Annotated in this window: 12 protein-coding genes; 1 reads left to right on the top strand and 11 read right to left on the bottom strand. The window is 68.1% G+C overall.

Annotated features, from left to right (window positions below; genetic code table 11):
* Window positions 1-35: 35 nt before the first annotated feature.
* Window positions 36-761 (bottom strand): lysophospholipid acyltransferase family protein, encoded by a 726-nt coding sequence (locus ACN2C7_RS18840; RefSeq protein WP_419319002.1) that lies wholly within the window; start codon window positions 759-761, stop codon window positions 36-38.
* Window positions 758-2,536, bottom strand: coding sequence for an ABC transporter ATP-binding protein (locus ACN2C7_RS18835; RefSeq protein ID WP_419319001.1), 1,779 nt, complete (start codon window positions 2,534-2,536; stop codon window positions 758-760). The genes ACN2C7_RS18840 and ACN2C7_RS18835 overlap by 4 nt, the downstream gene beginning before the upstream one ends.
* 134 nt (window positions 2,537-2,670) lie before the next feature.
* Between ACN2C7_RS18835 and ACN2C7_RS18830 the strand changes: the two genes are divergently transcribed.
* On the top strand, window positions 2,671-3,336 hold the full coding sequence (locus ACN2C7_RS18830; protein WP_419319000.1) for a fused DSP-PTPase phosphatase/NAD kinase-like protein: 666 nt from the start codon (window positions 2,671-2,673) through the stop codon (window positions 3,334-3,336).
* Between the two features lie 150 nt (window positions 3,337-3,486).
* Here the strand turns inward: ACN2C7_RS18830 and ACN2C7_RS18825 are convergent, their stop codons facing one another.
* The 9 genes from ACN2C7_RS18825 to obgE form a co-directional block, all read right to left on the bottom strand.
* Window positions 3,487-3,711 (bottom strand): DUF4170 domain-containing protein, encoded by a 225-nt coding sequence (locus ACN2C7_RS18825; protein WP_419253988.1) that lies wholly within the window; start codon window positions 3,709-3,711, stop codon window positions 3,487-3,489.
* A gap of 30 nt (window positions 3,712-3,741) precedes the next feature.
* Window positions 3,742-4,521 carry a 3'(2'),5'-bisphosphate nucleotidase CysQ gene (locus ACN2C7_RS18820; protein WP_419318999.1) on the bottom strand — a complete coding sequence of 260 codons (780 nt, stop codon included), beginning with the start codon at window positions 4,519-4,521 and terminating at the stop codon, window positions 3,742-3,744.
* On the bottom strand, window positions 4,518-5,849 hold the full coding sequence (locus ACN2C7_RS18815) for a TldD/PmbA family protein (RefSeq protein ID WP_419318998.1): 1,332 nt from the start codon (window positions 5,847-5,849) through the stop codon (window positions 4,518-4,520). The genes ACN2C7_RS18820 and ACN2C7_RS18815 overlap by 4 nt, the downstream gene beginning before the upstream one ends.
* Before the next feature lie 51 nt (window positions 5,850-5,900).
* Window positions 5,901-6,302 carry an MAPEG family protein gene (locus tag ACN2C7_RS18810; protein ID WP_419318997.1) on the bottom strand — a complete coding sequence of 134 codons (402 nt, stop codon included), beginning with the start codon at window positions 6,300-6,302 and terminating at the stop codon, window positions 5,901-5,903.
* Window positions 6,303-6,386: 84 nt separating this feature from the next.
* A complete protein-coding gene (locus ACN2C7_RS18805) occupies window positions 6,387-8,216 on the bottom strand; it encodes a M14 family metallopeptidase (RefSeq protein ID WP_419318996.1) in 1,830 nt (609 codons plus the stop codon).
* Between the two features lie 23 nt (window positions 8,217-8,239).
* Window positions 8,240-9,772: a UbiD family decarboxylase gene (locus tag ACN2C7_RS18800; protein ID WP_419318995.1), complete on the bottom strand. Its 1,533-nt coding sequence runs from the start codon at window positions 9,770-9,772 to the stop codon at window positions 8,240-8,242.
* A 46-nt stretch (window positions 9,773-9,818) separates the two neighbouring features.
* A complete protein-coding gene (locus ACN2C7_RS18795; protein WP_419318994.1) occupies window positions 9,819-10,841 on the bottom strand; it encodes a cupin-like domain-containing protein in 1,023 nt (340 codons plus the stop codon).
* 3 nt (window positions 10,842-10,844) lie between these two features.
* Entirely contained in the window at window positions 10,845-11,981 is a 1,137-nt protein-coding gene (gene proB / locus ACN2C7_RS18790; protein WP_419318993.1) for a glutamate 5-kinase, read from the bottom strand.
* Entirely contained in the window at window positions 11,978-13,042 is a 1,065-nt protein-coding gene (gene obgE / locus ACN2C7_RS18785) for a GTPase ObgE (protein WP_419318992.1), read from the bottom strand. Before obgE ends, proB begins: the two co-directional genes overlap by 4 nt.
* Window positions 13,043-13,166 lie beyond the last annotated feature (124 nt).

Genomic DNA, 13,166 nt, shown 5'->3' with positions numbered 1-13,166 from the left:
GATCTGGGCCCCGGCCTTCGCCGGGGAGAGCGGATTTAAGAGGAAGGAGGGGGAGCCCCGTCCATCTCCCCTACCAACGTTTCCGCCCGGCGCGACACGGCCGACAGGCGCTCGCCCCAGGCCTCGGCCAGGGCGTCAGGATCGTCGTCGCGGCCGGCGGTGGCCGGACCGTCCCAGACCATGGCGGCCCGGGCGAAGGGCAGGGGGATGATCGTGCGGTCCCAGGTGCCCAGACGCAGGCAGGGCTTCATGGCCACGCCGACGAACAGCACCGGCGCGCCGCTGACCCGGGCCAGGGCCACGGCCCCCTTCTGCAGCACCTCGACGGGACCGCGCGGGCCGTCGGGCGTGATGGCCATGGCCCCGCCGTCCTTCACCCACTTGACCATGTCGCGAAAGGCCTGCTCGCCGCCCTTGTTCTTGGCGGTGTCGGTCTTCTTCAGGGACGAGCCGCGAATGGACGGCAGACCCAGGCGGGCGATCACCCGGGCGATGAACTCGCCGTCGCGCGACTGACTGACCAGAACCCGGATCTCCGGCTTGTCGGCCCCTTGCGGCCAGGTCGCCGGGCCGACGGGAACGCGAGAGTGCCACAGGGCCAGGATCACACCCGAGCGCCCGGCCAGAGCCCTGGCCTGGACGTCGGTCGCGATCTGCTGACCCTCCCGCGTCCAGCGCAGGGTGAGATAGGTCAGGGCCAGATAGCCCGACATCAGATTGACCAGCAGGCTCATCACCCACGGCGAGCGCAGTGGCCTCACGCGGCGTCCTCCGGCGCATGGTCCAGGTCCTGGGCCTTGGCGAGGCGGGCATAGAGGCCCTTGGCGCGCACCAGTTCGGCGTGGGTTCCGGTCTCGATCACCTGCCCCTTGTCGATCACATAGATGCGGTCGGCGCCCTTCACGGTCGACAGGCGGTGGGCGATCAGGATGGTGGCGCGGCCGGCCATGAGCCGCTCGAGGGCGATCTGGACCTGGGCCTCGCTTTCGGTGTCGAGCGCGCTGGTCGCCTCGTCCAGCAGCAGGATCGGGGCGTCCTTCAGGAAGGCGCGGGCGATGGCGATGCGCTGGCGCTGGCCGCCCGACAGCCGCGCGCCGGCCTCGCCGACCCCCGTGTCATAGCCGTCCGGCAGGGCGCTGATGAAGTCGTGGGCCGCGGCCTGCTGGGCGGCGGCGATGATCTGCTCTTCCGTCGCCTCGGGCCGGGCATAGGCGATATTGGCGCGGATGGTGTCGTCGAACAGGAAGGGCTCCTGGGTGACCAGGGCGATGCGGTCGCGCAGGGAGGCCAGGGTCACCGAGCGCACGTCGTGGCCATCGATGGTCACCGCGCCGGCGGTCACATCGTAGAAGCGCGGGATCAGGTTGAGGATCGAGCTCTTGCCGCCGCCGGACGGACCGACAAGGGCGACCGTCTCGCCGCGCCGGGCCTGCAGCGAGACCTCCGTCAGGGCCGGGATGTCGCCGCCATAGGAGAAGCTCACGCCCTCCAGGGCGATGGCGCTGTCGCCGGGCGGCAGGGCGCGGGCGTCGGCGGGATCGATGATGGTCGGCGCGATATCGAGCGCCTCGAACAGCCGGCGGGCGGCGGTCAGGCCCTCGCTGAACACCGTCTGCAGGTTGGCGACCTGGCGCAGGGACTGGGCGGCCATCAGCAGGGCGCTGAGAAAGGCGAAGAAGGCGCCGGCCGTGATGTCGCCGCTCATGGCCCGCCAGCCGGCATAGACGAAGACGCCGGCGGTGATCAGGGTGGTGAAGGTCTCGGTGGCCGGGGCGGCCATGGCCCGGGCGTTGGAACCCTTGATCAGATGATGCTGGCGGCGGTCGACCACGGCGGCGACCCGGGCCTCCTCATAGGCTTCCCGGTTCTCCATCTTGACGATCTTGACCCCGTCCAGGCTCTCCATGATCGCGGTCGACAGGTTGGAGGTCTCGCCCATGGCGCCCTTGGCGGCCTTGGTCGTCTTCCTCGAAAATTGCCGCATGATCAGGCTGGCGACCGGGGCGATGACCAGCACGCCGGCGGCCAGGATCGGGTCCAGGCTGAACATCACCGCCAGGGCCCCGACCACGGTCAGGAACTCGCGGGTATAGTTGACCACCCCGCTGGTCGCCGCCTCGCGGATCAGACTGGCGTCGTAGAGCACCGACGAGACATAGGAGCCCGAATGGGCGGCGCGCAGCCGGGCCAGGTCCGAGCGCACCAGCTTGCCGAACAGCTGCACCTGAACATCGCCGACCACGCCATTGCCGATCCGGTTGATGAAGGTCGCCTGCAGCACCTGGAACAGGCCGCGCAGGATGGCGATCACGGCGATGGTGGCGGGAATGGTCAGGATCGCGCCGGGGCGCGGGTTGGTGATCAACTGGTCCACGGCGGGCTGGATCATCCGCGTCAGCTGGGCGCTGAGGCCCGCCACGATGGCGGCGCTGACCAGCGAGACGCTCAGGCCCTTCCAGCGCGGCTGCAGATAGTCGCGCCAGATCCGCATCGCGAGGGCGCGGTTGGTCGCTTGCGGCGGGGCGGCGTCAGTCATGGGCGAGGGGTCGGATGTCACGGCCGGGCTGTCAAGGACGCGGGCGCATCACCCGGCGTGGAAAATCCGCCTACGTTTTGCAATTGGCGGCGGTCCATCCTACCTAGGCGCGGACTTTCCAGAGGATCGCCCGTTTGGCCCAGTTCGACCTGACCACGCCTTGGGGGCGCCTGAAGACCTATCTCCACTATCTGTGGAACGACCACGCCTATCTGCGGGTCGGCTTCTCCAACGCCCACTGGGTCAGCCCGGAGCTGGTGCGCGCCAACCAGCCCTGGCCGTTCCAGCTGGCCTGGTGGAAGAAGCGGGGCATCAAGACCATCGTCAATCTGCGCGGCGGGTTCGACGGCAGCTTCTACGCCCTCGAAAAGGACGCCTGCCAGCGGCTGGGCCTGAACCTGGTCGATTTCACCATCACCTCGCGAGAGGTCCCGATCCGCGAGCGGGTGCGCGGGGCCAAACTCTTGTTCGAAACGCTCGAATATCCGGCCCTGATCCACTGCAAGTCGGGCGCTGACCGGGCCGGGATCATGAGTGTGCTCTATGCCCACTATCGCCTTGGCCTGCCGATCCGCGAGGCGATGAAGGAGCTGTCGCCGCGCTATCTGCACATCAGGGCCGGCAACACCGGGGTGCTCGACTATGTGTTCGAACAGTATCTGGAGCGCGGCGAGCCCAAGGGCTTGAGCTTCACCGACTGGGTCGAGAGCGACGACTACGATCCCGTGGCGATGAAAAAGACCTTCCGGGCCGGGATGCTGGGCAAGCTGCTGACCGACAAGCTGCTGCGTCGGGAGTAGGGCTGGCGCAAGTCCTCCCCCTGAAGGGGGAGGCGGTCCCCGACTTGATCGGGGGCCGGTGGGGGAAGACCGCACTGAGTCAGCGGTCACTTCCCCCTCCGTCGGCTTCGCCGACACCTCCCCCGCTAGGGGGAGGACGTTCTCAGCCGATCAACCCAGGCTCGGGTCCATCAGCTTGTGCGCGTGGATGATGAAGTAGCGCGCGTGGGCATTGTCGACCGTGGCCTGGGCCTTGGCCTTCCAGGCCTTGTGGGCGTCGCTATAGGTGGCATAGGCCCCGACAAACTCGACCTGGGAGAGATCGCGGAACTCGATGTCGGAGACATCCTTCAGTTCACCGCCGATGACGAGATGGAGAAGCTGCTTGTCGGGCATGAGGGGGCACGTTCCTGCGAGGAATTGTCGTTAGGGAAGGTCGATATGCCCGACACGGTTAAGGATCAATGGCGCAAGCGTCGCATTGGCGCAAACCAGGCTCGGAACCAGCGGAATAGGGCGATTATAGCTGAAGCCCTGACCTTTATGGTCCGTCAGCCACGCGCCGGTCTCGGCCCGGATCAGGTCGGCGGCGGCTACATCCCACTCGCTCTTGGGCGACAGGGCGATAGCGGCGTCGAAGGCTCCGGCGGCCACCAGGCAGATGCGATAGGCGATCGAATTGCGGGCCTCGATGCGCATCGGCGGCCAGGGCGTGCGCCAGCCCGGATAGGCGAACATCTTGGCGTCGCCCAGCATGGCCGCGCCGTCGAGGCTGGCCGTCAGGCTGGGGGTGATCGGCGCGCCGTTCAAGGTGGCCCCGCCGCCGGCCATGGCGGCATAGGTCTCGCTCAGGGCGGGGGCATGGACCACGCCCGCGACCGGCTTGCCGTTCTCGACCACGGCGATCGAGACGGCGAACCACGGCTTGTCCTTCATGAAGGCGGCGGTGCCGTCGATCGGATCGACCACAAACTGGCGCGTCGTGGTCAGGCGAGCCGGGTCGTCGATCGTTTCCTCCGACAGCCAGCCATAGTCAGGCCGGGCGGCGCGCAGGCGATCCTTCAGCAGGGTATCGACCGCCAGGTCGGCGTCGGTGACTGGCGAGCCGCCCTCCTTGGACCAGATCTTCAGACCACCGGCCCGGGCCTTGAGGGCCAGTTCGCCCGCTTCCCGTGCGGCGTCGAGGATCAGGTCCAGATCGGTCATTTGCCGGCGATCGCCAGCCCATCGACCAGGATGGACGGCGCGTTGTTGGCGCCGCGCATCTCCAGGTCCGAGCCGGGGATCAGACGGGCATAGATGTCGATCAGGTTGCCGGCCACGGTGATCTCGGTGACGGGACCGGTGATCTCGCCGTTCTCGAACCACAGGCCCGAACAGCCCACCGACCAGTCGCCGGTATTGCCGTTCAGGGATGGGCCAAACATCGAGGTGACCAGCAGGCCGGTTCCGGCGTCAGCCATCAGGCCTGCCTGATCGCGCGTGCCGGTCGACAGGGTCAGGTTGCTGGTCGAGACGCCCGAAGGACCCGCCAGGCCGCGCGAGGCGTGGCCGGTGGTTTCCAGGCCCAGCTGCCTGGCGCTGCTGGTATTGAGCAGCCAGGTGGTCAGCATGCCGTCGTCGATCAGGGCGCGGCGCACGGTGGGCACACCCTCGTCGTCAAAGGGCGAGGAGCCCAGGCCGCGCACCCGGTGCGGATCCTCGATCAGGCTGACGCCCCGGGCGAAGACCTGCTGGTTCAGCTTGTCCTTCAGGAACGAGGAGCCGCGGGCGATGGACGGACCCGAGATGGCGCCCAGCAACGGGCCGATCAGCGACATGGCCAGGCGATTCTCGAAGATCACCGGGGCGGTGGTTGAGGCGATCTTCCTGGCGTTGAGGCGGGCCACGGCAGAGCGTCCGGCCTCGTGGCCAATATCGCCCGCGCCGGGCAGGTCAGCGAAGTGACGGGCTGAACGGCCTTCGCCGCCCCGCTCCATGCCCGCGCCCTCGCCGGCGATGGCCGAGCAGGACAGCGAGTGGCCGGTGGCGGCGTGGTTGCCGGAGAAGCCGTCGCTGGTGACCAGCCGCCAGGAGGCCGAGCTCCAGCTGGCGGAGCCGCCGTCTGAATTGGTCACGCCCTCGACAGAGCGCGCGGCGTCCTCGGCCAGGCGGGCCTGGGCCTCCAGCGCCTCGGCGGCAGGCTCATAGGCGTCGATCAGGTCGAGATCGGGGAACGGCCCCTTGGCCAGGCGCTCACGCGGGGCCAGGCTGGCATAGGGGTCTTCGGGAGCCAGGCGGGCCATGGCCACGGCGCGTTCGATCAGCTTGGCGCGGGCGTCGCTGGAGATGTCCGAACCGGAAACCGTGGCGCTGCGATTGCCAACGAAGACGCGCAGACCCAGATCCCGGGCCTCCTCGCGCTCGACTTCTTCCAGCTCGCCAAGGCGAACGCTGACGGAAAGGGATTGCCGTTGGGCAAAGACAGCCTCGGCCGTATCGGCGCCGGCCTTGAGCGCGGCCGAGACCATGTCGCTAAGCAGATTATCGTCCATGGGGTCTTATGGACGAGGGCGGCGCCCCCGGGCAAGGCGGCTCTCGCCGCATCAGGCGATGGCGTAGAACAGCAGGGCCACGCCGACGAAGATATAGGCCAGCCAGGTCGCCACCATGCCAATGGCCCGGGGGATCGAGGCGCCGCCGCTGTTGGACAGGCCCACGGCGTGAACCAGACGGCCGGAAAACAGCACGAAGCCCGCCACGTGGATCGCCAGGGGCGGGGCCTCGACCACGGCCAGCACGACGATCGCCATCAGGGCGGTGGGGACGTATTCGCTGGCATTGCCAAAGGCGCGGATGGCGCGGGCCAGTTCCGGAATGCCCTCGTCGCCCAGGGCCACCTTGTGCTTCTGGCGCAGGCGCACGACCAGCAGCGAAAGGGTCAGCATAAGGAAGACGTGCAGCCCCACCCAGAGGGCGGCGGCGTGACCCGAAGTGATCGTATCCATCAGAGAACCTTACAATATCAGCCACGCCGGGCGCGCGAGGCGGCATAAAAGCCCTCTCGCGCGCCGGCATGCAAGCGATCTGCTCTAATGGGCGAGTTCGCGCGCGATCGGATAGAGCAGGTGGCGGTCGTCATAGAAGGGCGTGCGGCGATAGAACCAGCCAAGGCGCGCTTGCGGATCGGCGGCGAATTTCGGCTCGGCGACCAGCTTGGCCTCGAACTCGGCCTTCAGCGCGGGGTCGGCCGCCAGCATCTTTTCGGCGAGCGGGGCGATGGCATAGCCCTCGATGTACTCGACGCGGCTGAGCACTTCGGGGACCATGCCCCAGGCGAAAAAGCTCTCGCTGGACTGCGGCTCCAGCAGCAGCACGGCCAGGTCGCCCAGCGGCTGGTCGGTCGGCACGCGCACCGAACCGGCCGGGAAGGTCCAGTCGCGGGTTTCCGGCGTGGCTTTTGTGACGCTGATCTGGACGTGACCTTCATTGGCGCGGGTCGCCAGCTTGGGGTCGGTCAGACGCAACATTTCGACCGACAGGGTCCTGGACGCGCTCAAGGGCTCCACCATCAGCCCGTGCAGTTTCAGCCGTTCGATCAGGTCCTTGCGATAGCTGGGCACCCAATAGGCGACCGGCCGCTTCAGGGTCAGGGTCGGGCGTGAGCCGTAGAAGGGCAGGGACCAGACCTGCGGATCGGGCTGGCCCAGCCAGCGGATCTCGGTGCGGCCGGAAGCCGGGCTCTCATAGGTCTCGTACAGGATGCCCTTGAAGGCGCGTGTGGCGCTGGGCTTGTCCTCGGCGACAAAGTTGACCGGGATTTCGGCCGGGCGCAGGGCGCGGTCCTGATGGATGGCGGCGCGCAGGCTGTCGCCCTTCTGCGCCAGCAGCTTCATCGCCGTTTCCAGGAACACGTAGGTTCCCAGCACGCGCTGGGCGTGGGGCTTGAGGCTGTGGTTCTCGATCAGGATGGTCGGGATATGGGCCGCCGAGCCCCAGCCGTTCGAATACCGCTCGCCCAGACCGCCGTCCGACAGGCCGGCCTTGGGGCCGTGCTCGTCGATGCCGAACACCAGCTCGCCGGGAATATGGCCCTGGGCTTCCAGGCCGTCGTTGATCGCCGGCTTGAACGTCGCGTCCAGCCATTTGGCGATCGCCGGCGATCGTGACCAGACGCCGTCTTCGCCATTGTAGCCGTAGGTGACGTCGTACTGGTAATCCATGCCGTCGGTGACGTGGATGTCGACATAGAGGTCGGGCCAGTAGCGGGCCTGCAGGGTCTTGAGCGCCTGCATCTCCGGCTGATCCAGCTTCATGAAGTCGCGATTGAGGTTCTGGTTGGTCGCCGTGTTGCGCCAGCCCTGGATGCGCGGCCCGCGCTGGTTGGGGCGGCTATAGGCCGAAGCGCGTTCGTGGCCGTCGACGCTGAGGATCGGGATCAGGATCAGGTTGACCTTGTCGAGCAGGCCCTCCTTGCCGTTGAAGGCAATGTCGCGCAGCAGCATCATGCCCGCGTCCTTGCCGTCGATCTCGCCCGGATGGATACCGGCCTGGGCCAGCAGCAGCGGCTTTTTCGGATCGAGCTTCGCGCCATCCTTGGAAGCGATCACCGCATAGATCGGCCGGCCTTCCGGCGAGACGCCGAACTCTTCGATGCGGATCAGGCTTGAGGCCTTGTCCAGCCGGTCGAACCATTTGCGGGTGTCGACATAGTTGGGGCTGAAGTCATGCGCCGGATCGGCCTCGAACGCCGTCACCCACGGATCGGACGTGTCGCGCAGCAGCGCCTGGCTGGCGCCCTGCCACTGCGGCGCGGGCGGCAGGAAGGCTTCGTCCCAGGGGGCTTTGGCGGGTGGGGTCTGGGCCATGCTGGTGCTCGTCATCAGTGCTGCGGCGAGGGCCGCCAGGGTTAGGTTCCGCATTCTCAACGCCCCATGTCGTCAGATCAGGTCTTCCAGATGGGCTTGCCGTCACCCGGCAGGCCCAGCCGGCCCCACATGTCGCTGACCTTGTCGATCACCGCCTGATCCATGCGGATCTCCTGACCCCATTCGCGATGGGTTTCGGGCGGCAGCTTGTCGGTGGCGTCCAGGCCGATCTTGGAGCCGAGGCCGCTCTCGGGGCTGGCGAAGTCTAGATAGTCGATGGGGGTATGCTCGATCACCGTGATGTCCCGCGCAGGGTCCATCTTGGTGCTGATCGCCCACATGACGTCCTTCCAGTCGCGGGCATTGATATCGTGGTCCACGACGATCACCCACTTGGTGTACATGAACTGGCGCAGATAGCTCCAGACGCCCAGCATCACCCGCTTGGCGTGGCCGGGATAGGCCTTCTTCATCGAGACCACGGCGATGCGATAGCTGCAGCCCTCGGGCGGCAGCCAGAAGTCGACGATCTCGGGGAACTGCTGGCGCAGCAGGGGGATGAACACCTCGTTGAGCGCCTCGCCCAGCACCGAGGGTTCATCCGGCGGCCGGCCGGTGAAGGTGGTCAGGTAGATCGGGTCCTTGCGCATGGTGATCGCCGTCACCTGGAAGATCGGGAACTTCTCGACGCTGTTGTAATAGCCGGTGTGGTCGCCATAGGGGCCCTCGTCGGCATATTCGTCGAGCAGGACGTGGCCTTCCAGCACGATCTCGGCGTGGGCGGGCACCATCAGCGGCACGGTCTTGGCGGCGACCAGATCGACCTTGGCCCCGCGCAGCAGGCCGGCGAACTGGTATTCGCTCAGGGTGTCGGGCACCGGGGTCACGGCGGCCAGGATGGTGCCGGGGTCGGCGCCCAGCACGGCGCAGGCGGGCAGGGGCTCGCGCTTGCCGGCCTGCTTGTGGCGGGCATAGTGCTGGGCCCCGCCGCGATGGGCCAGCCAGCGCATGATGCAGCGGTCCTTGCCGATCACCTGCATGCGATAGATGCCCAGGTTGAAGTCGTCCTCGCGATCCTTGCCGGGGCCCTTGGTGACGATCAGCGGCCAGGTGATCAGCGGCGCGGGCTCGCCGGGCCAGCAGGTCTGGACGGGCAGTTTCGACAGGTCGATCTGGTCGCCGGTCAGGACGATCTCCTGCACCGGAGCCTTTTTCACCGTGCCCGGCCGCATGGCCATGACCGTCTTGGCCAGGGGCAGCATGTCGATGACGTCTTTCAGGCCCTTGGGGGGCTGAGGCTGGCGCAGGAAGGCCAGAAGCTCGCCCACTTCGCGCAGTTCGCCGGCGGTGGTGCGCGGCTCGCCGCCCAGGGTGACGCCCATGGCCACCCGCTTGACGGTGCCAAACAGGTTGGCCAGGGCCGGCATCGGCGAGCGCGTGCCGTCGGGCATCAGCACATGTTCGAACAGCACCGCCGGGCCGCCCGTGGCCAGCAGGCGGGTCTGGATCTCGGTCATCTCCAGCACGGTGGAGACCGGCTCGGTGACCCGAACCAGTTCGCCCTTGGCCTCGAGGACGTCGATGAATTCGCGCAGGGACCGATAGGCCATGAGGTGCTCCTTGGAGGCCGGAACCTAGTGGTTTTTTCGGCCTTGGCTACGCCTTGCCCAGGGCCTGCAGCAGGATTCCGCGGATGCGGGTCAGATGCTCGGGCGTCATCTCGCCCAGCGAGCCGCGCCGGTCCGGCGGCAGGTGGGCGACCGGGTCGCCGTCGGTCTTGAAGACGAAGTGATCAAAGACGTCGCGCCAGATCGCCCGCTCGCTGGCGGACATCTCGCGGATCGAGGCCATGGCGTGCAGCAGGGCCTCCAGGGGGCGGCCCAGAACCGCGCGGGGCTCGGCCCACCAGTAGTTGATCAGCACCGTGAAGGGGTCGAGCGACTCGACATTGTGGAACCAGAAATAGGGGATGTAGATCGCATCCCCGGGCTCCAGCTCGGCGACCTGGGCGGTGGTCCAGGCCTCGGCGAAGCGCGGATAGCGGCCAAGATCGGGGGCGGCGATGTCCACCATGCTGACCGGCGGGCCGGCCGGGGTGAACTCCAGCGGTCCCAGATAGAGGTTCTTCAACTGGTCGGGCGGGAACAGGCTGAAGCGCCGCCGGCCCGCCACCGCGCAGGCGATATTGTAGTTCATGTCGAAATGGGTCGCGGTGGTGATCGCATTGCCGATCCAGATCCGGGGACCGACCGTTTCCTCGAGCAGCGGCTGGGGATTGGCGGCGGTGAAGCCGGGCAGGGCGCTGGCGGTCGGGGTGGACTGCACGGCCAGGGCCGGGGGCTCGGCGGCGTCGCGGAACGACAGCAGGGCCCCCAGGGCCTCGCGCAGGGGCACGGTGCGGCGACGGAAGTTCAAGCCGTCCAGACTGTCGGTATAGAAGAACCGCCCGCCGATCTCGGGTCCGCCGTGCAGAATTGTGACCGGCCCGCCGGCGTCCAGACCCAGCAGGTATTCGGCCATGGCCTGATCGGAGACCTGACCTGCCGCCACGGCGGGCCAGTCGGCGATCAGACCTTTCAGAACGGCGGGCTGGCCGGCCGGCACGATCTGGTCGCGGAAGATCTCGCGGTTGACGCCACGCCATTCGGCCGTTCGGAACGGAGCGGGACCCAGGGTCATCGGCTAGTCCGCGACCGCCAGATCATCGGCATGGATCATCGGGCCTTCGGTGAAGCCCAGTTCGGCCTCGATGGCGTCCGAGCGCAGGCCGGCGATGCGGTGGGCGTCGGCGCTGTCATAGCGGATCAGGCCCCGGGCCACCTCGCGGCCGGTCTCGTCGCGCACCCGAACGGCGTCGCCCTTGTCGAAGGGCCCTTCGACGGCGCGGACGCCGGCCGCCAGAAGGCTCTTGCCCTTGGCCAGGGCGGCGGCCGCGCCCGCGTCGACCGAAACCCAGCCCTGCGGGGCGAGGCTGCCGGCGATCCAGGCCTTGTAGGCGGCGGCGGGGCTGGCGCCGGCCTCGATCAGGGTGGCCTTGCCGCCCTCTTCGATGGCCTTCAGCGGGTGAGGGCGCGAGCCCAGGGTGATCAGGGTGGCGCAGCCGGCGGCGCGGGCGATGCGGGCGGCGGCGATCTTGGTGGCCATGCCGCCGGTGCCGACGCCCGAGGCGGCGTTGGCGCCCCCGGCCATGGCCTCGATCTGCGGTGTGATCTCGGAAATCGTCGCCAGATGGGTCGCGCCGGGATCGCGGCGGGGATCGGCGGTGTAGAGCCCGTCGATATCGGACAGCAGAACCAGCAGGTCCGCTCCGGCCAGCTGGGCGACGCGGGCGGCCAGGCGGTCGTTGTCGCCGTAGCGGATTTCCTCGGTGACGACGGTGTCGTTCTCGTTGACCACCGGCACGACGCCCAGACCCAGCAGGGTCTCAACCGTGGCGCGGGCGTTCAGCCAACGGCGGCGGGTCTCGGTGTCGTCGCGGGTCATCAGGATCTGGGCGACGCCGATCTCGTGCGGCTCGAAGGCTTCTTCCCAGGCCCGCATCAGCAGCGACTGGCCGGCCGCCGCGGCGGCCTGCTTTTCAGGCAGGGTGAGCGACTTGCGACCGGTCAGGCCCAGGCGACGGCGGCCCAGAGCCACGGCGCCGGATGAGACCACGACCACCTGCTGACCCCGGGCGCGCAGGCGCGCGGCGTCGTCGCAGAAGGCCTTCAGCCAGGCATGGTTGGCCGCGCCGGTGTCGGCGTCGACCAGCAGGGCCGAGCCGACCTTGAAGACGATGCGCTTTGCCGACGCCAGTGGCCCGGCGGCAGCCTGGCTCACGGCTTCCAGCCCCCGGGGGTCTCCGGGATGTGGTCTTCTTCCTCGTCGATTTCCTCGACCTCGTCGCCGCGACGGACGCGGACCTCGCGATAGGCGGCGCGGAGCATTTCCTTGACGCCCTTGCCGGAGACGCCGGAGACGAGGCGCGGCGTGACGCCGGCCACGGCCTCCAGCTCGGCGAGTTTCTCGGCGATCGTGTCGTCGTCGAGGGCGTCAACCTTGTTCAGGGCCAGGATCTCGGACTTGTCGCCCAGCTCGTCGCCATAGGCTTCAAGCTCACCCCGGATGGTGGTCCAGGCGCCGGCGACGTCGTCCTGGGTGGCGTCGACCAGATGGATCAGCACCGCTGAACGCTCGACGTGGCCCAGGAAGCGGGTGCCCAGGCCCGCGCCTTCCGACGCGCCCTCGATCAGGCCGGGAATGTCGGCCAGCACGAACCGTTCGCTGGTCGACAGGTCGACCACGCCCAGGTTCGGCGTCAGGGTGGTGAAGGGATAGTCGGCGATTTTCGGCTTGGCGGCCGTAGCGGCAGCCAGGAAGGTCGACTTGCCGGCGTTGGGCAGGCCCACCAGACCGACGTCGGCGATCAGCTTGAGGCGCAGCCAGACCCAGCGCTCCTCGCCTTCCTGGCCGGGATTGGCGTATTTCGGGGCCTGATTGACCGGGCCCTTGAAGTGCAGGTTGCCCCATCCGCCGTTGCCGCCCTGGCACAGGCGCACCATCATGCCGGCCGTGTCGAGGTCGGCGATCAGGGTTTCCTTGTCCTCTTCCAGCACCTGCGTGCCGACGGGGACCTTCAGGGTGATGTCGCCGCCCGCCGCGCCATGGCGCCCGCGGCCCATGCCGTGGATCCCGGTCTCAGCCTTGAAGTGCTGCTGGTAGCGGTAGTCGATCAGGGTGTTAAGGCCGTCCACGGCCTCAATCCAGATGTCACCGCCCCGGCCGCCGTCCCCACCGTCGGGGCCGCCGTATTCAATGTACTTCTCGCGTCGGAACGAGACCGCGCCACCGCCGCCGTTGCCGGAGCGGATAAAGATCTTGCACTGGTCCAGAAATTTCATCTGCGTCTTTTGTCGCAAGGCGCCTGCCGCGTCGAGCCGAAATGGCGTCGCAGGCTCCGGGCCGCGCGATCAGAACACTGTTCGGTCCTGTGACGAAATGTTAAAACACGTTGTGCGACAAAGC

This window comes from Caulobacter sp. ErkDOM-E, from assembly GCF_048541895.1.
Taxonomy (GTDB): domain Bacteria; phylum Pseudomonadota; class Alphaproteobacteria; order Caulobacterales; family Caulobacteraceae; genus Caulobacter.
Note: the sequence above shows the minus strand (reverse complement) of the source record. Positions and strands in the feature narration are given on the sequence as shown.